Raw genomic sequence first — 24946 nt, 5'->3', positions numbered from 1 at the left:
GACATATCAAATTGTTCCACGTGGAACATTATCCTTATATCCGTAACAAAATTGTTCCACGTGGAACATTATCTTCCCATAAGTACCAAAAGCACATTAATATCACTTGGAGAAACACCACTAATTCTTGAAGCCTGACCAATGGTCTCCGGGTCTATTTTTTGAAGTTTTTGTCTGCCCTCCGTAGAAATATTTTTAATAGACCCATAATCAAATTTTCCTTTAATTTTCAAATTCTCTAATCTTTTAAGTTTATCGGCAATGACTCTCTCCCGCGAAATATACCCTTCATACTTAATGGAAATTTCTACACTGTCCAAAATCTCACGTCGTCTTTCCGAAGGGATATCGAAACACAATTCATTCAACTCGTCAACTTCATCAACCAATTCATTTAGCTTAACCTGAGGCCGCGCAATTAAATCTTTGATTTTGACTTTTTGTTTAAGTGGACTTGTATCTTTACCCTTTAACCAGGAATTGATTTGACCAGGAATAATGCTGTAAGATTCAAGAAATTCCTGAATTCTATTTCTCCAGTTCACCTTTTCTTCAAACAAACCATAACGATAATCATCTACCAGGCCAATAGCTCTTCCTTTTGGAGTAAGCCTCAAGTCAGCATCATCCTGTCGTAGTAAAATTCTGTATTCAGCTCTGGAGGTAAACATTCTGTATGGTTCATCAACACCCTTGGTAACCAAATCATCAATAAGTACTCCAATATATGCTTCGTCCCTGTTAAGAATAAAAGAATCTTTATTATGCAGGCTTAAAACGGCATTAATACCTGCTATCAAACCCTGGGCCGCGGCCTCTTCATATCCGGTAGTACCATTAATCTGACCAGCAAAATACAAACCTCTGACTTTCCTGGTCTCCAATGTATGGTATAGCTGAGTGGGATCAAAAAAATCATACTCAATAGCATACCCTGGCCTGAAAATATAGGCATTTTCCAACCCCGGTATTAATTTCAGAGCTTCAACCTGTGTTTCAAGCGGAAGAGAACTACTAAAACCGTTAAGATAAAATTCAATCGTATCCTCACCTTCAGGTTCTAAATGAAGCTGATGTTCGCTCTTTTCTTCAAACGTTACGATTTTTGTTTCAATACTCGGACAATATCGCGGTCCGATGCTCCGAATGGTTCCATTATACATGGGGCTTTCTTCAAGTCGGCTCCGGATGCTATCATGTACAATTGGATTGGTATAAGTTAAATAACAACTTCTTTGTTTAAGTCGTTTATTTGAAACAGGTAAAAATGAAAACTTATAAAAAACATTATCGCCCGGTTGTTCTTTTAATTTGGTAAAATCAACCGTGCGACCGTCAACCCGAACAGGAGTACCGGTTTTCATTCTTCCCGTTTTAAATCCTCTTTCCAAAAATCTATCAGAAAGACCTTTGGATGAAGGCTCGGAAATTCGACCGCCTTCAATTTGCACCTTCCCAACATGCATAAGGCCGTTTAAAAAAGTACCGTTCGTTAGTATAACCTTTTTTGCCAGGAATGTCACATTCAGGGAAGTAATTACACGGAAAACATCAGGCTGAGAAAAATCAACATCCACCACGACATCCTGCCAAAAATAAAGATTGTTGGTATTCTCAAGTTGCTTTCGCCATTCAGCTGAAAATACCATCCTGTCACATTGCGACCTGGGACTCCACATCGCGGGCCCCTTTGAGCGATTGAGCATTCGGAACTGAATCGACGACAAATCGGTAACAATACCCATTTTGCCACCCAAGGCATCTATCTCCCTAACTATCTGTCCCTTAGCAATCCCACCTACTGCAGGATTACAACTCATCTGTGCTAACTTGGTCAAATCCATAGTTATCAACAACGTCCTGGCACCCAAATTAGCCGCAGCAGCACTTGCTTCACAACCAGCATGCCCTCCACCTACTACAATAACATCGTAATCGAAAACCATAATAAAAAAAATGAACTACGAAACGCAAAAGTAACAGTATTACGCGAAATTTGTTTCGTAAAAAAGAAGAGATATATCCTCGGCCCTTCTCATCTCTTCCTTTTCTTGATCAGTAGAATCCTTGTATCCCAAAAGGTGTAATACACCATGAATCATTACACGGAGAAGCTCATTGAAAAAAGTAACACCAAAACGCTCTGCATTAAAACTTACAGTAGGAATACTAATCAAAATATCACCAGAGAGCGATCGTCTTTTAGAATAATCGAAGGTAATAATATCTGTAGTATAATCGTGTGAAAGAAAATTACGGTTGGTCTCTAAAATATAATTGTCTGAACAAAAAATGTAGTTTATATCGCCAACCATAAAGTCTTTATTCTCAATAACTTGAGTAATCCAATTACTAATTTGCTGCTTCTCTGGCAGATTGTATTCAATATCATAGGAAGAATACGATATAGCCACGTTTATTACGTTAAATTGAAAACAACTCTAACTTCATTGCCCTTTTCATTGAACTGTACTTTATCAGCCAGATGTTTCATTAAGAAAATTCCACGACCATGCGTCTTTTCAATATTTTCAGGTTTGGTAGGATCAGGAAGGTTCCAGTAATCAAAACCAGACCCGCTATCAGTAATCACAAACTGAATATCTTTATCGGTAATCTGGTACTGAAGTATAACATCTTTATCACTTTCCAATTTATTTCCATGTACAATTGCATTATTAACACCCTCTACAACAGCAAGTAACAATTTACCGTAAATATCTGAATGTAACTGGTATTTTGCAGAAATATCATCAATCAACCTCTCAACAAGGTTGATATTCTTAATTTCAGATTTGAAAACCATTTTATTCACTACCACAAGTTTTGATTATGGCCGACTATTTTTATCAGGCTAAATTACACTAATTTATACTTACAACCTCAAAAAGGGTTTCTAAATTAATCACATTTTTCAAAAAATTAACGTAAAAGCCATCGCTCAGGATCAAGTTTTGTACTCTCTTCCCAGATTTCGAAATGAAGAACATCCTTCATCTCCGCCTCACTTGTAAAAACTGTGCCGATTTTTTGCCCGGCATTTACAATATCGCCTTTTCTAACAAAAACATCAACCAAATTACCATACACAGTAAGGTATTTACCATGCCTGACAATAACAGCTTTATTTAGTCCAGGAATTGCAACAATTGTAGATACCTGGCCTGGATGAACACAGAAGACATCAGTATTAGTTACCACCTGAATATCAACACCATTATTTTTGATAATAACATTCTTAAGAACGGGATGAGCATGTTCACCAAAAGGATTTACGATTACTCCTTCCTCAACCGGCCATATTAACTTACCCATCATATCGGCAAATTCAACAGAAGCTTCCATACTTATTTCAGCATCTTTTTCAGCCGCAATCAAATCCTTAATCTTGCGCTCCAACTCATTAGCTGCAGCTTCCTTTTCCTTTAAACTTTGCTGTAACCATTCCTGCTCAGTCTTTAATCTTTGTACAAGTCTGGTTTTACGCACCCGGTTATCTTCCAAACGTTTTAATTCATTCTCTATTTCATTTAAAACTTCCTGTTTCTCTCCCTTTTGTTCGGTAATTTCCTTTAAAAGCCCCTGAACACGACTCTGCGATTCTATAAGTTTTTCACCCTGCTTCTGACGGTACCGGCTATACTCTTTAAACAGCCGGTATTTCAAATAGGCATCACTAAAGCCATCAGCGCTGAAAAGAAACATTAACTGATTCAATTGTCCCTTTCTTTTATAGGAATCCCTGATCAATCTCGCATACTCTTCCTTCAGTTGTTTTATATCACTCTCCAAATCGTTAACCAACATCTGGTTAACTTCTATTTGATTATCGAGTTGATCAATTTCATGTTGAAAATTATCTATAAGCTTCCGTCGTGCAGCAATTTCACGATCAATAAGATTAAGTTCCCTCAAATTGTCCTGCCGCGTTTCCCTCTTTTGCTCAATCAAACGGCTGGTATTAGAAATTTCTTCCAAAAGCGATTCTCTTTCCTTCCTGAGATCATCAATACTCTGACCAGAAACCTGAATATTCCAGGTAAAACACAACATCAGAAAAAATATTTTACCGATATATCTTATCATACTTCTCAGGAATACTGAAGGAAATACCGTTGACATCATTGAAACGTATATTTCCAAACTTAGCTTTTAAAGAAAATTTTTTGTCACCAAACTGTCCTTTCATAACAACAGAAGAAGGAAAATAAAATCCGGAAAATTCTCTCGTAAAATCCTCATATAAAATATCTAAATCCACATCCTGAGCGCCAAAATGCAGAAAATTCCGCATCAAATAAAAATCCTCCGGCAATATCCATAATTGATGAAATACAGGTACTTCACTATATTTCCTGTTATTCGTCGATTTAACGTGTCTCTCCTTCGTTGAACTAAATTTATACAACGAATTTTCAATCCCTCTATAATAGTAATCATCAATATCCGTACCGAGACTATCAGTAAAGTCAAAAGGCTTATTCAAAAGAACATTTTGCAAAAAATACAAATCCAGATTAATCCGATACTTTCTATATAGTTCATCATATCCGGAATAAACAACCTGTCTGTTAATCCTGTCAATAATGATTACACCATCTTCCTCAAGTGAAATTCGGGCCGCTTCAATCCCCATTGGCGCTAAAACACTTATTCTTATGAAACTATCAACATACAAAAATACATTACACCTGAAATTTTGATTCTTATCATCCGAAGTAAAAGAAACGGAAGTTCTACTAAAAAAAACACTATTGATATTCTTTCGACTTTCGAAATCTCTGACATTTTTTAAAATCTCTCTTTCACTCAGTGAAGTAATATTCTCTTTTTCCGAAACTTTTTCAATGGTTTTACACCCTATTAAAAACAGAAAAAGAAAAAAGAGTGTAACACCTTTATTCACCATCAATATAAGTTTTCCTTTTTATCTTGTCTTCCAGCAAATCCGAATGACCGTCGTATTTTAATGCGTTATTCCACTGTTTAACGGCCCCTTCAATATCGCCGGTTTTATATAAAATATCTCCGTAATGCTCATAAATAACACCACTGGGCTCCTTCAAATTATCAATGGCACGTTCCATAATAAATTTAGCTTCAGTATACCGGCCTTTCTTAAACAAAACCCATGCATAGGTATCAAGATAGGTAGCATTACCAGGTTCCAACTCAATAGTTTTTGCACTCATCCTTTCGGCTCTGTCTAAATCACGATTTTCAAGCGCCAGATAATAACTGTAATTATTAAGCACGATAATATTATTCTCATCAATTTTAAGCGCCTCCTCATAATGCTGAAACGATTTATCAACATTCCCCATTGAATGGTAAATATCACCAAGATAGGCATGAAACTGTCCCTTTAATCGAACATTATCGTCAGTATATTCTAAACCCTTTTCAAGCGTTTTAGCCGATTTCTCCAACTCATCCTGCTGAAAAAGAGCAACTCCATGAAAAAGTCGAAAAAGCGGTTCTTCAGGGAAAAAAGTGATCGCTAAGGATGATTTTGACGCGAGTTCCTCGTTATCACCAACTTCAGAAAGCAATACCAAATACTCTTGCCAAAGATCCGGCCTCGAAGCATCCATATCAATACCTTTTTGATATATTTTTAAAGCCTCCTCCTTTTGTCCCTGGTCAACAAGAAAACTACCATAACTTCTGTAAAGGTCAGCCTGATATGGATGTATTTTCAGCAATACATCATAAAATTTAATAACATCCTCCCTGGTAAGCGGATTATCTTTACTTCCAAATTGAGAAACGAAAGGAATAAACCGCCGGAACTTATCTTCAAAATCGACATCCTTCGAGGAAAATCCCTTAAGTAATTCTTCTTTAAAAGAAACAGTATCCTCAACATTAAAATAATAATTGGCAAGAGAAAAATGTACTTTCCCGTTATCCGGCTGAATTTTCAAAACTCTCTTGTACTCTTCAAAAGCACGTTTAAAATCTCTGTTCTGTAGAAAAAAATCACCAAGATAAACACGGTAATCACCATTAGAAGGATATTCCTCAATCAGCTTTTCTAATTCCTTTTGAGCGCTTTTCAAATCATTGCTCTCAATAAATAACTGATATATTTCGAAAGTTATCGCTTCATTAATGCCAACTTGCTCCTCAATTTTCTTCAAATTTGAGATAGCTTTATCATACATTCCGTTTTCTATATGAAGCTGAGCAACAAAATAAAGATCATCCACTGAAGGCGGATCGGAAAAATCAAGTAATCGTTCACCCACCTTTACAGCATCTTCTCCTTTACCATTATTCTGATAAATACTGGAAAGCAAAGTAACGTAATAACGATTATCCGGGCTGTAACGAACAGCTTTCTCCATCAGCTTTTCAGCTTCATCGATATTATCACCGGACAGAAGAATCCGAGCCAGCTCATACGCACAAACAGCGCAAGTAGTATCAATTTTTAAGGCCTCAGCAAAATACATGAAACTTTTTTTGGTTTCATTAATTGCCTTAAACCGGTTAGCTTCCAAAAAATAATAATCAAATTTTCTTTGCTCCTCCTCACTCAATTTTATAATTGCTCCGGAAAAATCGTTATCTCCGCTATCGTCATGCACCTGACTATTTCTATAAACAGAACAAGAAGAAAATATATAAAGAAAAAATAGTATGAAAAAAATATATCTCATTCGAAAAAATTTTTACAATCCTGTATGTCCAAAGCCTCCGGAACCCCGCAAAGTTTCACTCAATTCCTCCACATGATCCCATTCAAAAGTTTCATATTTATGAATAACCATCTGACAAATACGATCACCATTATTAATAGTAAATTCATTATTGGAAAGGTTAACAAGAATGACTTTTATCTCACCCCGATAATCACTGTCAATGGTACCAGGTGAATTAAGAACAGTGATCCCGCTCTTTGCAGCTAAACCACTTCGAGGTCTTATCTGCGCTTCAGTACCCTCAGGCAATTCTATATAAAGACCTGTTGGAACCATAGCTCTTTCAAGTGGCTTTAACATAACGGGTTCATCTAAAAAAGCACGCAGATCAACACCTGCAGAACCTGAGGTGGCAAATTCAGGGACTTCATTACTACTCCTGTTAACCAATTTTATCTTTATCATACTTCTGAATAACAAAAAATGAACCAATAAAGAAAACAAATATAGTTGCTTTAAACAGATAGGAAAAAAAATCTGATTCAATGCTTACTTTTAAATCCAAAAAATAAATAAAACCGGCTATAATAAAATAAAATAAGTATTTGACAGGTTTGTAAGGCACAGGATAGAATTTATGCCCGATTATACCCGAGATTACCATCATCACAAAATACCCCGTCAACAATGCCAGGGCAGAACCGAAAACACCAATCAAGGGAACCAATACTATATTTAAAACAATCGTAATAGCAGCACCAATACTACCGAAAACTGCTCCTATCCATGTTCTGTCAGTAAGTTTGTACCACAATGACAAATTAAAATAGATTCCGTAAAAAAGTAAAGCAAGCAACACAACAGGAACAATAGTATTGCCCCTTATATAATCTTCGGTAAGAACAATGTTAACCAGGTCAATAAACAATGTAACACCCAGAAAAATGACAAGACCAAAGAAAATAAAATAATCCATTACTTTGGCATACGAAGTTCTTCCTTCTTCTTTGTTTTTAAAGAAAAAAGGCTCAAAAGCAAACCTGAAAGACTGGGTAAATAAGCTCATTAACACTCCAATCTTAAAATTGGCTCCATAGATAGCAAGCTGACTGAACCCATTTTCATTTAAAAGTGCAGGAAGTAATATTTTATCAATATTTTGGGTAATCATCCCGGTAATTCCAACAAATAAGACAGGCAGCGAATAAATCAGAACAGGTTTCAAAACAGAAAAATCTACAAAACTCTTAAGCCTTAAAATCTCAGGTAATAACAACAAAAGTGTAACAAAACTACTAATAGCGTTACTCAAAAACACATAAAAAATGCCGTCAAATCGACTATAAAAATCAACTATATAACCTTTTATAAAACCCTCTTTGATTAAATAAGGCAATAACAGCAGGAAAAATAGATTAAAAAAAATGTTAACACTGATATTTACAAGCTTAACAGTGCCAAATTTAACAGCTCTGTTTTGTAAACGAAGTCGGGCAAAAGGCAATGCACAAAAAGAATCAAAACCTAAAATAAAAAAAACCAAAAGTATAGAAAGGCTATGCTCACCCTCATAAAAAATATCGCTAAGGCGTCCATGCAGAAACAAGCCAATTAAAACAAAAATACCGCTCGTTAATCCCAGTAAAGTAAGAAGCGTCTTAAAAACAGAATTTTCATTATAGGATTTACCTGAAAACCTGAAAAAACCGGTTTCCAAACCATAGGTAAGAACAACCAATAAAACAGCAATAATTCCATAAAAATTAACAACAACACCGTATTCATAAGTACTTAAAGTTCGTATATAAAACGGCATCAAAAGCCAGTTCAAGAGACGCCCGATCATGGTAGAAGCACCGTAAATAACGGTCTCCCCTGCTAACTTTTTTAAGCTTAATGACATTAACTAAATATCAAAATTTCTTAAATCAAAATAATGAAGATTGCGAAGCACCAGGTTGCCGTCCAAAGTGCCGATAAGCTAAGGGTGTTACAACTCTTCCGCGCGGGGTACGTTTTAGGAAACCCTCCTTAATAAGAAAAGGCTCATAAACCTCCTCTATAGTACCGCTATCTTCTCCAATCGCAGTGGCAATAGTAGAGATACCCACCGGGCCGCCCTCAAATTTTTCAATAAGCGTTAATAAAATCTTATGGTCCATCTGATCCAGCCCATGCTGGTCAATATTAAGAGCCTCGAGACTAATTTTAGTAATTTCCATATCAATTTTACCAAACCCCTTAACCAGCGCAAAATCTCTCACCCTCCTCAGCAAAGAATTGGCAATTCGTGGGGTACCTCTGCTTCGGCGTGATATTTCAGCAGCCGCATCATCCAAAATAGGAACATTCAATATTCGTGCAGATCTTTTTACAATTTTCATTAATACATCAGCATCGTAATACTCAAGATGACAATTAATTCCAAATCTTGCACGCAGTGGACCGGTAAGCAACCCACTTCTGGTAGTAGCCCCTATTAAAGTAAAAGGATTCAATTCAATCTGTATGCTTTTCGCCCCAGGTCCTTTGTCAATAACAATATCAATTCTGAAATCCTCCATCGCAGAATACAAATATTCCTCAACAATAGGACTTAATCGGTGAATTTCGTCAATAAACAAAACATCATTAGGTTCTAAAGAAGTAAGGATACCAGCCAAATCACCCGGCTTATCCAAAACAGGACCGCTGGTAAGCTTAAAACCGACACCAAGCTCGTGAGAAATAATATTGGAAAGAGTAGTTTTCCCAAGTCCCGGAGGACCATGAAGCAGGACGTGATCAAGCGAATCTCCACGCATCAAAGCGGCCTTAACAAAAATCTCAAGATTCTCAACAACCTTAAACTGACCACGAAAATCGGAAAAGGTTAACGGTCTGAGGTTCTTCTCTATATCAGGTTCTCTGGTCTGCTCTTCTCCTGTATTGCGTATATCAAAATCCATCCCGAATATTAAACAGTACTCATCTCGAAACCAAAATTATTAATAATTTCTCCAAAACGTTCAACATCGAAAGGCTTCGCCATATATTCATCCATACCCTCCTTAATGCATCTGTCCCGGTCAGAATCATAAGTATTAGCCGTTAAACCAATAATGATATTCCGATTGACACTCCCCGATTTCTTTTCATTCTTTCTGATCTGTCTTGTAGTCTCCAAACCATCCATTACAGGCATCATCAAATCCATTAAAATAATATCGTATTTTTTGTCCTCCAGTAATTTCAAAGCTTCCCGTCCATTGTTGGCAATATCAATTTTAAATCCGTACTTTGACAAGGTCAAATATATCAATTTCTGATTCAAAACATTATCCTCAACAAGTAATAACTTAATGCCCGCCATGGAAAAAGCTTTTCAAAAAGAAAACATCAATGGATTTTGTGAACCTAAAGTTAAAAATTTAAGCTGATTTTTTCATCTCTATAAAAATTATTTATTAAGGACAAATGGAACTTGTCGCGATTACGCGGTTTCCGTTTCATAAGCTTTCGTGATGTAATGTTTGAATATCAGGAAATACGCGAAACCGAAGATATTGCAATAGCCTTCATTTATTTATAAGTCCTTCAGACAATTCAAACATTCTCTCAATGGGTTTAATGGCTTTGCGCCGTACCGATTCGTCAACCTGAACCTCCGGAAACCCGTATTTTAAAGTTAAATAAATCTTCTGAAGCGAATTTAGACGCATATATTCACAATCGTTACATCCGCATGTGGAATCACTGGGCGGGGCAGCTATAAATGTTTTCTCAGGAGAAGCCTTCTGCATTTGATGCAATATTCCCCATTCAGTGGCAACAATAAACTTATTAGCATCCGACGCCTGTGTAAATTTCAATAAGCTGGCGGTACTACCTATAAAATCAGAAATTGTTAAAACAGGCTTCTTGCATTCGGGATGTGCAATAATTAAAGCATCCTCGTTCTGCTTTTTTAAATCAACAATCTTTTCAACAGAAAATCTTTCATGCACATGACAGGCACCATCCCATAATACCATTTCACGCCCTGAAATACTCTGCAGATAATGACCAAGATTCTTATCCGGACCGAAAATAATTTTCTGGTCTACGGGTATACTGTTAATGATCTTAACGGCATTGGTAGATGTAACGACAATATCTGATAATGCCTTAACGGCTGCCGTTGTATTAACGTACGTAACCACAAGATGTCCGGGATGTTGTTGAATAAATTCGCCAAAAGCATCTGCCGGACAGCTGTCAGCCAGAGAACATCCCGCATTTAAATCGGGAACCAGAACTTTTTTATCAGGAGATAATATTTTAGCCGTTTCTCCCATAAACAGAACGCCCGACAATAAAATTATATCAGCATTGGTTTTTGAAGCTTCCCATGCAAGCGCAAGACTATCTCCGACAAAATCAGCAATATCCTGAATTTCATTCTTCTGATAATAATGCGCCATTAACAGGGCATTCTTCTCTTTTTTCAGAGCTTTAATCTCCTCTACCAAATCCAAATCCTCCGGAATTGTTTCATCAACAAATCCCTTTTTCAACCAATCATTATACATACTTATAAATGTTTTATAAAATTATAGTGATGATATAACCCTGTTGAAAGTGTTTAAAAAATTTATGTCTTTTTGTTGGAATATATCGAAATAAACAAAATACCATCCCTTATCAACCAGTTATAACATTCCCTAAAAATATAAAGTTCAATTCTTTATTTAGTGTTTTCAACACCTGTTAATATGACACAAATTTAAGAAATAAATAGTGGCTACCGGTTAATTATGGCGGTTAAAACTGTCAATAATTAATTTGTAAAATGATGTTTTATTTTTTTGATATCAAAAGGTTGTATTGCTAATACATAAAATATTAAAATTGTCAAGATTTTTTTTTAAGAAGATGTTGCCAAAAAGGAACAACTTTTCAACAGGATATTAAAAGGGAAAAAAAAGCCCGAATATTTATTATATTTGAAAATAAAAAATATGCTATTCAAAAAGATAGGTATAGGAAGTGATCATGCAGGTTTCAGTCTTAAAACTTTCATTAAGGGAGAGCTTTTGAAAAGAGGCCTGGATGTTGTTGATTTTGGTACCGATTCGGATGACAGTACCGATTATCCCGATTATGCACATCCCCTGGCCGAAGCTGTTGAAAAAGGTGAATGTGAGATAGGTATTGCCATCTGTGGTAGTGGTAACGGCATGAGTATGACCCTTAACAAGCATCAGGGAATTCGTTCTGCAGTATGCTGGAATACGGAAATTGCTTATCTCGCAAGGCTTCATAACGATGCCAATATTTGTGCTCTGCCGGGCAGATTTATTAAGCAACAGGAAGCCATTAAGATAGTTAATGCTTTTTTAACTACCGGTTTCGAGGGGGGGCGTCATAAACGCAGAATTGATAAAATACCATATAAGAAACAGTGATTTATGCCTGGAAGAGCGGAAAAACAATTTTTGAAAGATGCTAAGCGGGTTGCTTTCGATTACAAGCACAGAGCTACCATAAGGTTCAATATTTCAAGGTATGATGCTGCCGTGGAAAAAGGGAAGAATCGGTATAAAGACCTTGAACTGGCCAAACAAAAGGCAGCTGTTTTGAAACGTAAGGTGTTGAAATATCTTCCCGATTATCTTGAAATGTTTGAAAAAAATGCCACTGCCAATGGTTGTGAGGTTAAATGGGCAGCCGACAGTGCCGAAGCTGTCGATATTATATCTTCTATTGTAAAAGAATGTGACACCCGGATGCTGGTGAAAAGTAAATCGATGACTACCGAAGAGGTAGATATCAATCATCACATGGAAAAAATGGGTGTTCAATCCATTGAAACCGATCTTGGCGAGTTTATTGTGCAGGTGGCGGGGGAAAAACCTTACCATATAGTAACGCCTGCTATGCACAAATCAAAAAATGATATTGCATCTCTTTTCCATGAGAAATTCAATATTCCAAAAGACTCTACACCAGAAGAAATAACACGGTTTGTCCGGAAAAAGCTAAGAGATGCATTTAAAAGTGCTAAGGTTGGTATCACCGGAGCCAATTTTCTTTTGGCAGAAGAAGGAGGCATTGCACTTACCGAAAATGAAGGAAACGGAATGCTTTCTTTTTCTTTTCCAAAGGTTCATATTGTTTTGGCCGGAATTGAAAAAGTGTTACCCTCCTTTAAAGATTTGGATGTGATGTGGCCTTTACTTGCTGTTCACGGAACCGGTCAAAAGGTTACTGTGTACAATTCGGTGGTTTTTGGACCGGCAAAGCAAGATGAAAACGACGGACCGGAGAGGATGATCGTTATATTGCTTGATAACGGAAGGACTAACCTGTATAATACACCTGAACAATCGGAAGCTTTGTCGTGTATTCGCTGCGGAGCCTGCCTCAATGCCTGTCCTATTTACAAAAATGTAGGCGGGTATACCTATAATTCTGTTTACAGTGGTCCCATAGGTTCTGTTATTACGCCACATTTGAAAGGCCTTAAAGAATATCAGCATCTTAGTTTTGCCAGCTCACTATGCGGAAAGTGTGGTGAAGTATGCCCGGTAAAAATACCATTGCCCGAATTGCTGTTGAAAAACCGGCGCGATGCAGTAAATAAGGGATTGAGGCCAATTTTTGAAAGTATAGTAATGAAGGGTATGGAAAGAGGATTGCAATCACGCAGTTTAATGGATATGGTAAACGGGCCTGTTAAAAATTTCTTTATCAGATTTACAGGTGCAGATTCCCTGGTAGGGAAGGAGCGTGCTTTCCCTGATTTTGCTAATTCGTCATTCAGTCGCCAGTGGAAGAAGAACAAAAAACACTAATTTATTTTAAAAGTTATGCTGTCAACAACTTGTAAATATGCTGTCAGAGCAATCATTTTCATAGGGATGAAAGGGAGTGAAGAAAACCGGGCCAACGCACGAATTATTGCATCTGAGCTGGGAATTCCCATGCAGTTTTTAAGTAAAATATTGCAAATATTCGTGCGAAAAGGTCTGCTGAAAAGTTTTAAAGGTCCCACAGGGGGGTTTTATCTGGCTAAAGATTCAAATGATATTACCATGTTCGATATTGTTGAAATTATAGACGGACCTGGTTTTTTTGAGACTTGCCTTATTGGTACCGGCCCGTGCCAGAGTTCAACACACAAAAAAGAACGTTGTCCCGTTCACGACCGGTACAGTGCTGTCAGAAGCGAAGTGGTGAAATATTTTAAAAGTGAAACCATAGGAGGAATTATTGAACGTATGGACAACGATGAAAATATTTTACTGAAGCTGTAGATTATAGAGCATAGGGCATGATGTTTAACCTTTCCAGTGGTACTTAATGTACCGTCGAATTAGCAAAAACACCAGGTAAGCAGTAATAATCCCTGCGGTATTAGCCAGAAAGTCCCATATATCTTTCTGCCGTTCGGCCAGTAAAGGTTGCAGCAATTCTATAATGCCTCCGGTAATAAATATCCAGAGAACAAAGTACCATCGGGTTTGTTTGGTTTTGATTTTTATTCTTAAAAACCGGGTACGTTCCATTAAATAGATGAGGGTAAGAAAGCCATACATACCAAAATGAACGAGCTTGTCGGAATTTTCAAATTTCAAAAACCAGGGTTTGTTAATATTTTCTCCCGATGAAACACTTAAAAACAAAATAGTAAGTAAAGTGATTATTGTAAACTTATAATTTACAATGTGTTTCAATGTTTTGTGCATGTTAATAAAGTTGTTGACAACCGGTTAATAATTGTTGATAACTTACTGTTTCAAAATGTTTCACGTGGAACATTTTAAGAGTTGAAGGGGCTTTCGCTATTTTTTATTAGTAATTTCGTTTTCAATCATGTCCGGAATTTATATTCATATTCCATTTTGTAAAACCCGTTGTTATTATTGTGATTTTTTCAAAAGTACAAAGCTTATTTTTAGGGAACAATACCTTGAAAAGCTTTTGGAAGAATTAATAGACAGAAGGCATTTTTTAGGGAATAGAAAGAATGATTTGCAAACCATCTATTTTGGCGGTGGAACACCAAGTCTTTTTTCAGAAAAAAGCATTGATGATATCTTAAATACCATATCGAAATATTATCGTGTAGACGATGATGCCGAGATTACTTTAGAGGTTAATCCCGATGATTTGAGTCCGGAATACCTGGAAGCTCTTCGTAAAACAGGTATAAACCGGCTGAGTATCGGTGTTCAGAGTTTTTACGATGTTGATCTGCAGAAAATGGGGCGAAGACATGATGCAATGCAAAGCCGCCGTTCGCTTGAATGGGCTTTTCAGAGCGGTTTTGAAAATGTAGGCGTTGATTTAATTTATGGTCTTCCCTGGTCGGATGGCCCGACATTTTTATCTAACCTGGATGTTTTGAACAACTATCCGGTTCAACATCTTTCGGCTTATCATCTTACCATTGAGCCAGGAACACAATTTGGTAAACTTAAGCGTCAAAACAGACTTACGGAACCCGACGATTCGGAAAGTGAAAATATATTCTGGTCTCTTCATGACAAGGCTGCGGAAATGGGATTCGAGCACTATGAAATTTCCAATTTTTGCAGAAACGGACTTTACTCAAGACACAATACTGCCTATTGGGATAATGTACCTTACCTTGGAGTCGGTCCGGCAGCTCATTCGTTTGACGGCACAAAAAGATACTGGAACAAATCTGATTTACATCAGTATATAAAGCAAGGCTTTTCGGCAGGAATATCTGGCGAAACTTTAAACCTTAAAGACCGTTTTAATGAATACCTGATGCTGCGCCTGAGAACCAGTAAAGGAATCAATGTTGATGAAGCTAAAAGAAATTTTGAAAGCTACTGGAACAAAATTGAACCCTATATTAATAATTGGATTCAAAAGGAATTTCTTAAAAAAAGCAACGGATATATTTACGGAACCCGTAAAGGTTGGTTTGTTATTGATGGAATAATTGAAGACCTTTTTATTTTGGAGTGATGAAACGAGCTTTGTTTTTGATATTGTTGATTCGTATCGGTTGTGTACCTTTGTTTTCTCAACAAAACGTATCATCCGGCGAATTTTTTTCCATACTGGATACGTGCAGCAATGCTGTTGTGCTGGATGTGAGAATTTATGAAGAGTTTGTTAAAGACCGGATTCCGGGAGCTGTTTATGCCGGCGAAAAAGAAGTGCTTCTTGATTTGGTTAAAGATTTTGAGAAAGATATTCCGCTACTGATATATTGCGGGTATGGTGAACGTTCCGAAACGGTCATGAAAATTCTTAAAAAGAGAGGCTTTACTAATTTATTTCATTTAAAGAATGGGTATGAAGAGTGGAGGAAAGAAGGTTTTCCTGTTGATTACAGTCCGATAGAAGATGAGAGTAATTAGTGACTGCCCGGAAAGTGCTATTTACTGTGTTATGCCTGTTATAATGGAATAAGAAATGAGCCAGGTATAAAAAGCATCTTTGTTACCAAACTCGTTGTTGTTTTAAATTTTTGCATACTCATTAACAACAAGTTAACTCCGATACAAAAATTTAAAACGCCTTGATTTTGACAAAAATATGCTTTTTATACTACACTCATAAATGTATAAATTGTTGTACGGCGGTTCTTCCTGTCAGTCCGGCTGTTTTGGGAAGGATCGGGAACCAATAATTTTGATATATTTTTAAAATGATGAAGAGTAAGATAGGGATCATTGCTACCTGGACATCCATTTTTTTAAATATTGCTTTGTTTGCCTTGAAATACTGGGCAGGTGTTGTTTCTAACTCTGTTGCACTATTGGCCGATGCCTGGCATACGCTTTTCGATTCTGTTTCTTCGCTGGCAGTTCTTCTGGGTTTAAAGGTTTCCAACATACCGGCCGACAAAAAGCATCCTTTTGGTCATGGCCGTGCCGAACTTATCGCATCTCTTGTTGTCGGCATTTTATTGGTGGTTGTAGGGTTTAATTTTTTGTCCGAATCGGTGATGAAATTCAAGGAACGGGCTGTTTTTAATTACGGGCCGATAGCCATTTGGGTAACTGTTGCTTCGGTGGTGATAAAAGAAATAATGGCCCGTTATTCGATAATCATCGGGAAGAAATTAAAGTCCAATTCGCTTAAAGCCGATGGCTGGCATCACAGATCGGATGCTATATCCAGTATCGTAATATTGACAGGGATATTCCTGGGCGGCAAGTTTTGGTGGGTGGACAGTGTCTTAGGTATTTTCGTTTCATTAATGATTTTTTATACCACCTATAGGATAATGAAAGAGACGATAAGTGTTTTGTTGGGAGAAAATATTGAACCGGATATGAGGCATGAAATTGAATCCATTGGTCACGATATTAATGGCAATTTATTCCTCGACCCGCACGATTTTAAGATGCATCACTACGGGAACCATTCCGAGCTGGTTTTTCATATTCGTTTGCCCGGTAATTACAGTTTGTCAAAAGCGCACAATATTGCGAGCAAATATGAAGCACGTGTGGAGGAAAAATATGCGATTGGCGTAACCATCCACGTGGATGCTATCGACGGCGGTGAAGTCGAGTAATAATGATATTAAATTCATTGCTTCAACGGGATTTTTATAGCAGACTCATTTTTTTAAGGCTTTCCGTATTTCAGGAACAACTTTGGTTCCAAATAATTCTATTGCTTTCATCAGTTGTTTATGAGTCGGCCCGCCCACATCGATATGAGCTATAAACCTTGTGAGGCCAAACATTTCAATGGTTTTGAGAATTTTATCGGTAACTTCAGTCGCATCGCCCATGTATAATGCACCCTCAGGACTGAGTCCGTCAATAAACTGACGTTTGGTATACGGCATCCAGCCGCGGGAACTGCCGATGCGGGTCATTTGCGCGGCATAACCGGGGAAATAATTATCCAGTAAATCGTCCAGGGAGTCTGCAACAAAAGTGTGGGAATGAACTCCAACCTGCATCTTTTCAGGATCGTGCCCGTGTTTTTTGTATTCATCTTTGTAGAATTCAATAAGACGCTTGAATTGCACAGGTCTGCCCCCGATAATGGCAAACATTATGGGCAGTCCCAAACGTGCGGCTCTTAATACCGACTCTGGAGTACCACCAACGGCAATCCATACGGGCAGCTGTCTTTCGGGTCTTGGGTAAACGGTTTGCTGTTCGAGTGAAGGTCTGAATTTACCTTTCCATGATACGGTTTCTTCCCGGTTCAATTTGAGCAGCAAATCCAGTTTTTCTTCAAACAGTTCATTATAGTCTTGTAAATTATATCCAAAGAGAGGAAATGATTCCGTAAAACTGCCACGGCCGGCCATGATTTCTGCCCGGCCGTCAGAAAGCAAATCGAGCGTAACATAATCCTGGAAAACTTTAACCGGATCGGCAGAGCTTAGCACCGTCACACCACTGGTAAGCTTAATTTTTTTAGTCACGGAAGATAAGGCCGATAAAACTAATTCGGTTGAAGATACCGCATAATCGGGACGATGATGCTCTCCCAGAACAAAACTGTCGAGACCCGCTTCGTCGGCCAGCTTTACCTGTTCCACCATCTCTTTCAGGCGTTTTCCGGCCGGTTGAAATTTTTTTTGCTTTTCGTTGTAGGTGAGATCACCAAACATTCCGATACCTAATTCCATATTTTTCCCTTTTTATCAGGTTGTTTTCTCTTTTAACCTGAAATGAAGGGTAAATGTTTAATAAATGTATGTTCCTAACGTGCTTTATGACGTAGTGAGATTGCTTCTTAAACAGAGACTGCTGAAAAAGTCTGCAGTCCTGGTTTTTCACCTGTTTCTCCATCCTCTTCTCTGACCTCTTTTCCCCCGGCCTTGTCCCGGGCCATTTCCGAAGCCCCGTCCCCGGCGGTAACGATCAAGGTCGGAGATGATCTGCATGAACCGTTTCTGTTGCTCAGGTGTGCATAAATCTCTGACTTGAAGAAAATGTTCGCCGGTAGCTTTTTTCAGGGCATATTGTATTTCACCGGCGCGGGCAGCCAGAGAATCGAGTTTTTTCCTGTCGGGTTTTTCTTTTTTCACTTCTTCAAGAATGGCAAGATCAATACTGTCAATTTGAGCCATATATTCTGCCATTTGTTGGCGATACAGGGCTTCAATCCGGGAAAAAGTGCGTGCTTGTTCTTCCGAAAAGTCCAGAATATTTACCATTTGCCGAAATCCGGGGCCAGGCGTTATATTGTTTACAGAAGAAGTATCGGTATAAGTTACATCCTGCGCGGAAATAGTTTCTTCCTGCCCGGATATCGGGTTGACCCATTTGTAAATACCCCATCCGGCAGCAAAAGCTGTAACAAGAATGAGAAAGGTTGCTATGGTTGTTTTTTTACTCATACACGTACGAATTAAGCCATATTTCTTCTAATTGAGAACCCGGATTATCAGAAAAATAATATTCCGAAGCAATAATCTCAGTCGAATCGGATACTACCTGATTTTGGTTGGTGAAAATTCCGGCGGTGAAAAAGCCTAAAACCATAATCATTACTGACATTACCGGCACAATTACCGGTCTTGCCTGCCATACTTTTTTCTCCTGTTTTTCAATTTGTGCTAAAATGCGGGTATTGATAAACGGAGATGCTTTTCCGGCTTTTTCTTCAGCTATAACATCAAACAGAGACTGCACCCTGACGTACATCTCGCGACATGAAGAACAGGTCTCCATGTGTTGTATCATTTCCGGGGCAGGTTGGCTAATATCCCCCATTGATGCCAGTTGGTTATGGAATTCGTTGCACTTCATTATCTTTTTTTATTTTTAACTAAGTAGTACCCGTCTATAAAGTCGGGAAAGTTTCTTACTTATGTATGTGTCTGTTCAGAAAGTGTCAGTTGTAATAATTGCGAAGCTGGCAAAACGTTGACGGCAAGCGTAACACTGTAAATGGCACTTTGAGGACAGACACTAAAAGTAGTCTGTTATATTTATGTCTAACCATCTAAAAATCTAACTTCTAACGATCTGCTTCTAACGATCTGCTTTTGACAATGCTTTTTGTAAATTTTTTCTGGCCCTGAAAACGAGGCTCTCGGTTGCTTTCTGAGACAAGTCCATTACTTCGGCTACTTCTTTTATACTTAACTCCTGATAATAGAACAGAACAAATGCCTTTTTTTGATTGCTCTTCAATTTGTCAATGGCCTGCCATATCTGTTTTTTTTGTTCCTTTCTTTCCAGGGTTTCTTCAGCATTGTCGTCGCTATATTGCGACTCGTGAATCTCGCTGTTGATTCCGACAAACGATCTTAATTTGTTTTTTCTTACCCGGTTGATGGCCTGATTAACAGCAATTCGGTAAAGCCATGTGCTGAATGTGGAACGGCCATCGAATGATTTCAATGAGTACCAGACTTTAACAAAAATATCCTGGGTCAGGTCTTCGGCATCATCTGCATTATGCAAAAAGCCCATGCTGGTTTGAAATACCTTTTGACGGTATTTCTCTACCAACCGGGAAAAGGCTTCGGTTTGACCCTCTTTCGCCTGATTTACCAATTCGTTTTCATTGGACGATAGCTGCTGCATGCAGATTACTAAAGGATTTTGAATTTAAGTATTGAGCCCGGTCTAAAAAGCATCTTTGTTGCCAAACTCGTTGTTGTTTTAAATTTTTGCTTCCTCATTAACAACAAGTTAACTCCGGCACAAAAATTTAAAACGCCTTGATTTTGACTAAAATATGCTTTTTATACTGCACTCAGTATTAATTGTGGAAACGTTCTTTCTGTGAACGTTTCCACAAATTTAGAACAGTATAACAATAGTCCGTTAAATTTTTTCAAACACTTTACAATAAACTGTTTACAAGGCAAATAGCAAAGCCTCCAAGTCAGACATAATAAACACTTTTCGTCATAGCGTCTCTGCGTTTAAGCTGTTTCAACGAACTGCTGTTACAATAAAATTACATTAATTTTTGTTTCGGCCTGTTCCGCCGCCACTGCCATCACGCAGACGCTGCCGTGCTGTACCGTTTTCGAGGTTGTCGCAGGTACCATTGTTGTTGGTGTCAACATATCCTGCACCGCCGCCTTGTCCGTTGCGAATTGCCCCTGGTCCGGAACCATCTCTGCGGCCATTGCCACGTCCATCTCTGTTTCCGTTAACACGTCCCTGTCCGTTTCCATTGCCCGGTCCTAATCCTTTACCCGGCCGGTTACCGTTGTAGTTGTCGCAGACACCGTCGCCATTATTGTCAACAAATCCCGGACGTACATTCCGGGTGGTTTCTTGCTTTTGATCGTTATCGACATTGTTTTGTGCCTGAACGTTGTTGGCTGCAAATGCAAATCCTGCAACCATTGCCAATGTTAATACTAACTTTTTCATAACGCTTTATTTTTTATTGTTTTGATCCTTTTGACAATGGCCGTGATAAAATCATTCGGGTAATGGTGAAAAAATTTTTTAAAAAAATATTTGTATTTTGGATAAAGTTATCCATATTTGCAAACAGATAATACAAAGAATGAAGAATAACGCTTCACATATTATCCATCCGGTTGCCGCAACAAACAATATTTGCGGAACTTCCTTCACTACCACAACAGGTATGATGATGGGACGAATGTTTATGGCATAAGTCTCGTTGACGCATCATATCTGTATCTTAGCAACAAAATTCCGATAAATTTTAATTTCAAATTGAATCAGATACCGGTGCGTCAGCGCAACCGGGAAGAATTGATTTTTTAGTAATTAACCTATAAATTTTAAAACTATGTCTGATTTTAAATTTGAAACGCTACAACTTCATGCCGGACAGGAAGTTGACCCCGTAACCAATTCGAGGGCCGTTCCCATTTACCAAACCACGTCTTATGTTTTTAACGATTCGGAACATGCTGCCAATCTTTTTGGGTTAAAAGAATTCGGTAACATCTATACCCGTATGATGAATCCCACTACCGATGTGTTCGAAAAGCGCATTGCGGCACTCGAAGGGGGAGTGGCTGCTGTGGCAGTCGGTTCGGGGTTGGCTGCTCAGTTTATTGCCATCAACAATTTTCTGCAAGCGGGGGATAATTTTATCTCCACATCCAATCTTTACGGGGGCACATTCAATCAGTTCAAAGTTCAGTTTAAACGACTCGGGATTCAGGTAAAATTTGTTGAAACCGATGATCCGGCCGATTACGAAGCAAGAATTGACGAAAATACCAGGGCCATTTATGTTGAAACTATTGGTAATCCCCGATTCAACATTCCGGATTTTGAGAAACTGGGACAGATTGCTGCCAAACACGGTATTCCGCTGATTGTTGACAACACATTTGGTGCCGGAGGATACTTGTTCAGGCCGCTGGAGCATGGTGCCAATGTTGTTGTGGAATCTGCCACCAAATGGATTGGGGGTCATGGAACATCCATTGGCGGCGTTATTGTAGATGGTGGTAACTTTAACTGGGGCAATGGTAAATTTCCTGCCTTTACAGAACCTTCCGAAAGTTATCACGGACTTAAATTCTGGGAGGTTTTTGGTGCTGATAGTCCTTTTGGCAATATCGCTTTCGCCATTCGTGCCCGCGTGGAAGGACTTCGTGATTTCGGGCCTGCCTTGAGCCCCTTCAATGCATTTTTGCTTTTACAAGGGCTGGAGACTCTCTCTTTGAGGGTTGAGCGGACGGTTCAGAATGCTCTGGAACTGGCAAAGTGGCTCGAAAAACAACCACAGGTTGAGTATGTTAATTATCCGGGACTGCCGTCGAGCCCGTACCACGAACTGGCTAAGAAATATCTGAAACGCGGTTTCGGAGGTGTTTTTAGTTTCAAAATTAAAGGGCCGCAAGGAACAGGTGATAAGTTTATCAACAACTTGTCGCTGGTTAGTCATCTGGCCAACGTGGGCGATGCCAAAACGTTGATTATTCATCCCAGTTCGACTACGCACGAACAGCTTTCTCCTGAAGAACAGAAAGCCGCGGGCGTGGAACCCGGATTGTTGCGCGTTTCGGTAGGTATTGAACACATTGACGACCTCAAAGCCGATTTTTCGGCAGCTTTTGAAAAGGCAGGAAAGTAAACCGCCTTTGTTGTTTATATTTGTGCCTCCTGAATTTCCGGCTTCCCGGAACTTCAGGGGGCACTCGTTCACTTCCGCTAAACTTAAAGAAATGTCACGACAAAAATTAAACATAGGACTATTTGGATTTGGTGTTGTGGGACAGGGGCTTTACGACGTTTTGGAAAAAAGTCCGGCACTTGATTCCAGGGTAAGCAAAATTTGCGTGAAGAGAAGAATTAACCGGTCGCTGCCCGATGATATGTTTTGTTACGACCCCGATGAAATTCTTGAAGATGAAAGCATCAACACCATCGTTGAGGTGATCGACAATGCGGAGGATGCTTGTTTTATTGTGAAAAAGGCGCTGCAAAAGGGGAAAAACGTGGTTTCGGCCAATAAAAAAATGCTGGCTGAGCATCTCTCGGAAATGGTAGCTCTGGCAAAAGAGAAAAATGTTTCGTTACTCTATGAAGCCTCGGCTTGCGGCAGCATCCCGGTCATACGAAATCTCGAGGAGTACTATGACAACGATCTGTTGCTATCGGTTACAGGAATTCTTAACGGCTCATCAAACTATATTCTCTCTAAGATTTTTGACAACCATGAAAGCTATTCCGTTGCTTTGAAAGAGGCTCAGGAATTGGGCTTTGCCGAATCTAACCCCTCTTTCGACGTGGATGGATTCGATTCTCTATACAAGCTGATAATTTTGACATTGCACAGCTTTGGTGTTATTGTTTCTCCGGGTGAGGTTCTCAATTACGGGATTTCCAATATTACGGAATTTGATATCAATTACGCCCGCGAAAAGGGTTACAAAATAAAACTGGTAGCTCAGGTAGAACGCCTGCGCGACAAGAAGATCGCGCTTTTTGTTCTGCCCCGGTTCGTAACCCGCGATAAGTACATCTACAGTGTGGAAGATGAATTTAACGGTGTGGTCATCAAAGGGGTCGCCTACGATAAACAATTCATGTTTGGTAAAGGCGCCGGCGGACACCCTACCGGGTCGGCCGTGCTTTCGGATATTACCGCTCTGGGACACCATTATCGCTACGAATATAAAAAAGCCAGCTACTTTGGCGGTTTCAAGTACTTTAAGGAAGCGGCGATTGAGCTATATCTCCGATACAGCAACCCGCAAGTGCTGAGAAATTTTGAATTCAAATCGGTCTCGGAAGAATATCACGGACCTAAATATCACTATAAGATCGGTTTCATCAGGCTGGATAAACTGATTGCCATTAAAGATAAGCTGCGCGACCTGGATATATTCCTGGCTGCTACGGGAAAAGCATTGAATTACTGAGTCCTATCCGGCGGCATACCCTATGGTTAATACCGACATTTTGCTGCCTGCAACTTCCTCCAGTGCATGGGAAAAGGCTTCAAGGGTAGAACCCGTGGTGACAACATCGTCGAGAACAAGAATGTGTTTGTCAATGAGCGGTTGAGGATCTATAACTTTGAAGATGCCTTCCACATTTTGCCATCTTTCGAATCGTCCGCGTCGTGTCTGGCTTTGAGAATGTACGGTACGAATAACAGCCTGGCTGACAACAGGAATTTTAGTGACTTCATGAATACCCTGTGCCAGAAGTTCTGACTGGTTATAGCCCCGTATCTTTTGTTTGCGATAATGCAGGGGTACGGGAACCAAAACATCGGCCTGCCGGAGTATGTTGGTTTCAGCTAATAATTTGCCCGCAATATTGCCGAGGTAAATCCCTGTTTCTTTTCCACCTTTGTACTTAAGCTGATGGATGAGTTTTTGCAATAGTTCTCCTTTTCGGTAGTAAAAAACAGAGGTGGCATTTTCCACCGCAGCCCGGCCCCAAAATATCTGTGCCACCGGATTGTCAGGGTCTTCAATAAAATTTGTTTTGGGCAATCCTAACTCGCAGGCTCGACAAATTACTCTTCGCGAACCGCCCAGTATCTCCCCGCATCCTTTACAAATGGAAGGAAACAGAAGGGCTGACAAGCCTGAAAAATATCTGGAAAAAGGGAAGGTCATTCTTTATGCTTCGGTGATTACTTCTTTCTCAGGAGAGAAACGATCCAAAGCAAAATAATGGCTCCGGCTGTTGCCGAAATGAGTTGCCATATTAAACCATGCGTGGTAAGTCCCAAAAACTCAAAAACTGCCCCGCCAATGATTCCACCGATCAAACCTACAACCAGGTTCCAGAATAACCCGAGGCCGGAACCTTTAAAAATTAAACTTCCCAGGTAGCCTGCCAGAAGTCCGATTAGAATAGAAAGTAAGAGTCCCATTGTAATTTATTTAGGTAAATATAAAACGT

28 protein-coding genes are annotated in these 24946 nt (G+C 38.9%); 9 read left to right on the top strand and 19 right to left on the bottom strand.

The window, feature by feature from the left end; genetic code table 11:
• Positions 1 to 68: 68 nt before the first annotated feature.
• The 11 genes from mnmG to nadA form a co-directional block, all read right to left on the bottom strand.
• Entirely contained in the window at positions 69 to 1946 is a 1878-nt protein-coding gene (gene mnmG / locus ATH1_RS0106280) for a tRNA uridine-5-carboxymethylaminomethyl(34) synthesis enzyme MnmG (RefSeq protein ID WP_010419061.1), read from the bottom strand.
• Between the two features lie 39 nt (positions 1947 to 1985).
• A complete protein-coding gene (ybeY, locus tag ATH1_RS0106275) occupies positions 1986 to 2414 on the bottom strand; it encodes an rRNA maturation RNase YbeY (RefSeq protein ID WP_010419057.1) in 429 nt (142 codons plus the stop codon).
• 5 nt (positions 2415 to 2419) lie between these two features.
• Positions 2420 to 2806: an ATP-binding protein gene (locus tag ATH1_RS0106270; RefSeq protein ID WP_010419054.1), complete on the bottom strand. Its 387-nt coding sequence runs from the start codon at positions 2804 to 2806 to the stop codon at positions 2420 to 2422.
• A gap of 116 nt (positions 2807 to 2922) precedes the next feature.
• Positions 2923 to 4122, bottom strand: a complete 1200-nt coding sequence (locus ATH1_RS0106265; protein WP_245531725.1) for a murein hydrolase activator EnvC family protein — start codon at positions 4120 to 4122, stop codon at positions 2923 to 2925.
• Entirely contained in the window at positions 4067 to 4909 is an 843-nt protein-coding gene (gene lolB1, locus ATH1_RS0106260) for a lipoprotein insertase outer membrane protein LolB1 (protein WP_010419049.1), read from the bottom strand. Before lolB1 ends, ATH1_RS0106265 begins: the two co-directional genes overlap by 56 nt.
• Positions 4899 to 6665, bottom strand: coding sequence for a tetratricopeptide repeat protein (locus tag ATH1_RS0106255; RefSeq protein ID WP_010419047.1), 1767 nt, complete (start codon positions 6663 to 6665; stop codon positions 4899 to 4901). The genes lolB1 and ATH1_RS0106255 overlap by 11 nt, the downstream gene beginning before the upstream one ends.
• A 12-nt stretch (positions 6666 to 6677) precedes the next feature.
• On the bottom strand, positions 6678 to 7112 hold the full coding sequence (gene dut / locus ATH1_RS0106250; RefSeq protein ID WP_010419045.1) for a dUTP diphosphatase: 435 nt from the start codon (positions 7110 to 7112) through the stop codon (positions 6678 to 6680).
• Positions 7090 to 8550 carry a lipopolysaccharide biosynthesis protein gene (locus ATH1_RS0106245; protein WP_010419043.1) on the bottom strand — a complete coding sequence of 487 codons (1461 nt, stop codon included), beginning with the start codon at positions 8548 to 8550 and terminating at the stop codon, positions 7090 to 7092. Before ATH1_RS0106245 ends, dut begins: the two co-directional genes overlap by 23 nt.
• 25 nt (positions 8551 to 8575) lie before the next feature.
• Complete coding sequence (gene ruvB, locus ATH1_RS0106240; protein ID WP_010419039.1) at positions 8576 to 9595, bottom strand: Holliday junction branch migration DNA helicase RuvB; 1020 nt, start codon at positions 9593 to 9595, stop codon at positions 8576 to 8578.
• An 8-nt stretch (positions 9596 to 9603) separates the two neighbouring features.
• Positions 9604 to 9999: a response regulator gene (locus ATH1_RS0106235; RefSeq protein WP_010419036.1), complete on the bottom strand. Its 396-nt coding sequence runs from the start codon at positions 9997 to 9999 to the stop codon at positions 9604 to 9606.
• A 205-nt stretch (positions 10000 to 10204) separates the two neighbouring features.
• Positions 10205 to 11197, bottom strand: a complete 993-nt coding sequence (nadA, locus tag ATH1_RS0106230; RefSeq protein ID WP_010419034.1) for a quinolinate synthase NadA — start codon at positions 11195 to 11197, stop codon at positions 10205 to 10207.
• A 429-nt stretch (positions 11198 to 11626) separates the two neighbouring features.
• On the opposite strand from nadA, the gene rpiB reads away from it, so the two are divergent.
• The 3 genes from rpiB to ATH1_RS0106215 are packed head-to-tail and all read left to right on the top strand — an operon-like array spanning position 11627 to position 13924.
• Positions 11627 to 12073: a ribose 5-phosphate isomerase B gene (rpiB, locus tag ATH1_RS0106225; protein ID WP_010419030.1), complete on the top strand. Its 447-nt coding sequence runs from the start codon at positions 11627 to 11629 to the stop codon at positions 12071 to 12073.
• A gap of 3 nt (positions 12074 to 12076) precedes the next feature.
• On the top strand, positions 12077 to 13462 hold the full coding sequence (locus ATH1_RS0106220; RefSeq protein WP_010419028.1) for a LutB/LldF family L-lactate oxidation iron-sulfur protein: 1386 nt from the start codon (positions 12077 to 12079) through the stop codon (positions 13460 to 13462).
• Positions 13463 to 13477: 15 nt separating this feature from the next.
• Positions 13478 to 13924, top strand: coding sequence for an RrF2 family transcriptional regulator (locus ATH1_RS0106215; RefSeq protein WP_010419027.1), 447 nt, complete (start codon positions 13478 to 13480; stop codon positions 13922 to 13924).
• Positions 13925 to 13948: 24 nt separating this feature from the next.
• On the opposite strand, the gene ATH1_RS0106210 is transcribed toward ATH1_RS0106215, so the two are convergent.
• Complete coding sequence (locus ATH1_RS0106210; protein ID WP_010419025.1) at positions 13949 to 14356, bottom strand: VanZ family protein; 408 nt, start codon at positions 14354 to 14356, stop codon at positions 13949 to 13951.
• A 127-nt stretch (positions 14357 to 14483) separates the two neighbouring features.
• Between ATH1_RS0106210 and hemW the strand changes: the two genes are divergently transcribed.
• The 3 genes from hemW to ATH1_RS0106195 all read left to right on the top strand — a co-directional run bounded on the left by hemW (position 14484) and on the right by ATH1_RS0106195 (position 17175).
• On the top strand, positions 14484 to 15611 hold the full coding sequence (gene hemW / locus ATH1_RS0106205; protein WP_010419024.1) for a radical SAM family heme chaperone HemW: 1128 nt from the start codon (positions 14484 to 14486) through the stop codon (positions 15609 to 15611).
• Complete coding sequence (locus ATH1_RS0106200; protein WP_010419022.1) at positions 15611 to 16009, top strand: rhodanese-like domain-containing protein; 399 nt, start codon at positions 15611 to 15613, stop codon at positions 16007 to 16009. The genes hemW and ATH1_RS0106200 overlap by 1 nt, the downstream gene beginning before the upstream one ends.
• 293 nt (positions 16010 to 16302) lie before the next feature.
• Positions 16303 to 17175 carry a cation diffusion facilitator family transporter gene (locus ATH1_RS0106195; protein ID WP_010419020.1) on the top strand — a complete coding sequence of 291 codons (873 nt, stop codon included), beginning with the start codon at positions 16303 to 16305 and terminating at the stop codon, positions 17173 to 17175.
• 45 nt (positions 17176 to 17220) lie between these two features.
• Here the strand turns inward: ATH1_RS0106195 and ATH1_RS0106190 are convergent, their stop codons facing one another.
• The 5 genes from ATH1_RS0106190 to ATH1_RS0106170 all read right to left on the bottom strand — a co-directional run bounded on the left by ATH1_RS0106190 (position 17221) and on the right by ATH1_RS0106170 (position 20965).
• On the bottom strand, positions 17221 to 18252 hold the full coding sequence (locus ATH1_RS0106190) for an Atu2307/SP_0267 family LLM class monooxygenase (protein ID WP_010419018.1): 1032 nt from the start codon (positions 18250 to 18252) through the stop codon (positions 17221 to 17223).
• Between the two features lie 147 nt (positions 18253 to 18399).
• Positions 18400 to 18966, bottom strand: coding sequence for a Spy/CpxP family protein refolding chaperone (locus tag ATH1_RS0106185; RefSeq protein WP_010419014.1), 567 nt, complete (start codon positions 18964 to 18966; stop codon positions 18400 to 18402).
• Positions 18959 to 19378 (bottom strand): hypothetical protein, encoded by a 420-nt coding sequence (locus ATH1_RS0106180; protein ID WP_010419012.1) that lies wholly within the window; start codon positions 19376 to 19378, stop codon positions 18959 to 18961. Before ATH1_RS0106180 ends, ATH1_RS0106185 begins: the two co-directional genes overlap by 8 nt.
• A gap of 225 nt (positions 19379 to 19603) precedes the next feature.
• On the bottom strand, positions 19604 to 20161 hold the full coding sequence (locus tag ATH1_RS0106175) for an RNA polymerase sigma factor (RefSeq protein WP_010419010.1): 558 nt from the start codon (positions 20159 to 20161) through the stop codon (positions 19604 to 19606).
• Between the two features lie 384 nt (positions 20162 to 20545).
• Positions 20546 to 20965 (bottom strand): hypothetical protein, encoded by a 420-nt coding sequence (locus ATH1_RS0106170; RefSeq protein ID WP_010419008.1) that lies wholly within the window; start codon positions 20963 to 20965, stop codon positions 20546 to 20548.
• Positions 20966 to 21062: 97 nt separating this feature from the next.
• Between ATH1_RS0106170 and ATH1_RS21605 the strand changes: the two genes are divergently transcribed.
• From ATH1_RS21605 to ATH1_RS0106160, 3 genes are all read left to right on the top strand, one after another.
• Positions 21063 to 21218: a hypothetical protein gene (locus ATH1_RS21605; RefSeq protein WP_162096777.1), complete on the top strand. Its 156-nt coding sequence runs from the start codon at positions 21063 to 21065 to the stop codon at positions 21216 to 21218.
• Positions 21219 to 21356: 138 nt separating this feature from the next.
• Positions 21357 to 22658: an O-acetylhomoserine aminocarboxypropyltransferase/cysteine synthase family protein gene (locus tag ATH1_RS0106165; protein WP_010419006.1), complete on the top strand. Its 1302-nt coding sequence runs from the start codon at positions 21357 to 21359 to the stop codon at positions 22656 to 22658.
• A gap of 91 nt (positions 22659 to 22749) precedes the next feature.
• Entirely contained in the window at positions 22750 to 23949 is a 1200-nt protein-coding gene (locus ATH1_RS0106160) for a homoserine dehydrogenase (protein ID WP_029163985.1), read from the top strand.
• A gap of 3 nt (positions 23950 to 23952) precedes the next feature.
• On the opposite strand, the gene ATH1_RS0106155 is transcribed toward ATH1_RS0106160, so the two are convergent.
• Together ATH1_RS0106155 and ATH1_RS0106150 are read right to left on the bottom strand one after the other, a co-directional pair.
• On the bottom strand, positions 23953 to 24657 hold the full coding sequence (locus ATH1_RS0106155; RefSeq protein WP_010419001.1) for a ComF family protein: 705 nt from the start codon (positions 24655 to 24657) through the stop codon (positions 23953 to 23955).
• Positions 24658 to 24674: 17 nt separating this feature from the next.
• Positions 24675 to 24917, bottom strand: coding sequence for a GlsB/YeaQ/YmgE family stress response membrane protein (locus tag ATH1_RS0106150; RefSeq protein WP_010418998.1), 243 nt, complete (start codon positions 24915 to 24917; stop codon positions 24675 to 24677).
• Between the last annotated feature and the right edge of the window lie 29 nt (positions 24918 to 24946).

The sequence above is a fragment of the Anaerophaga thermohalophila DSM 12881 genome (assembly GCF_000191885.1).
Classification (GTDB): domain Bacteria; phylum Bacteroidota; class Bacteroidia; order Bacteroidales; family Marinilabiliaceae; genus Anaerophaga; species Anaerophaga thermohalophila.
The sequence above is the reverse complement of the archived record's forward strand: the minus strand, read 5'-3'. Positions and strand labels throughout refer to the sequence as shown.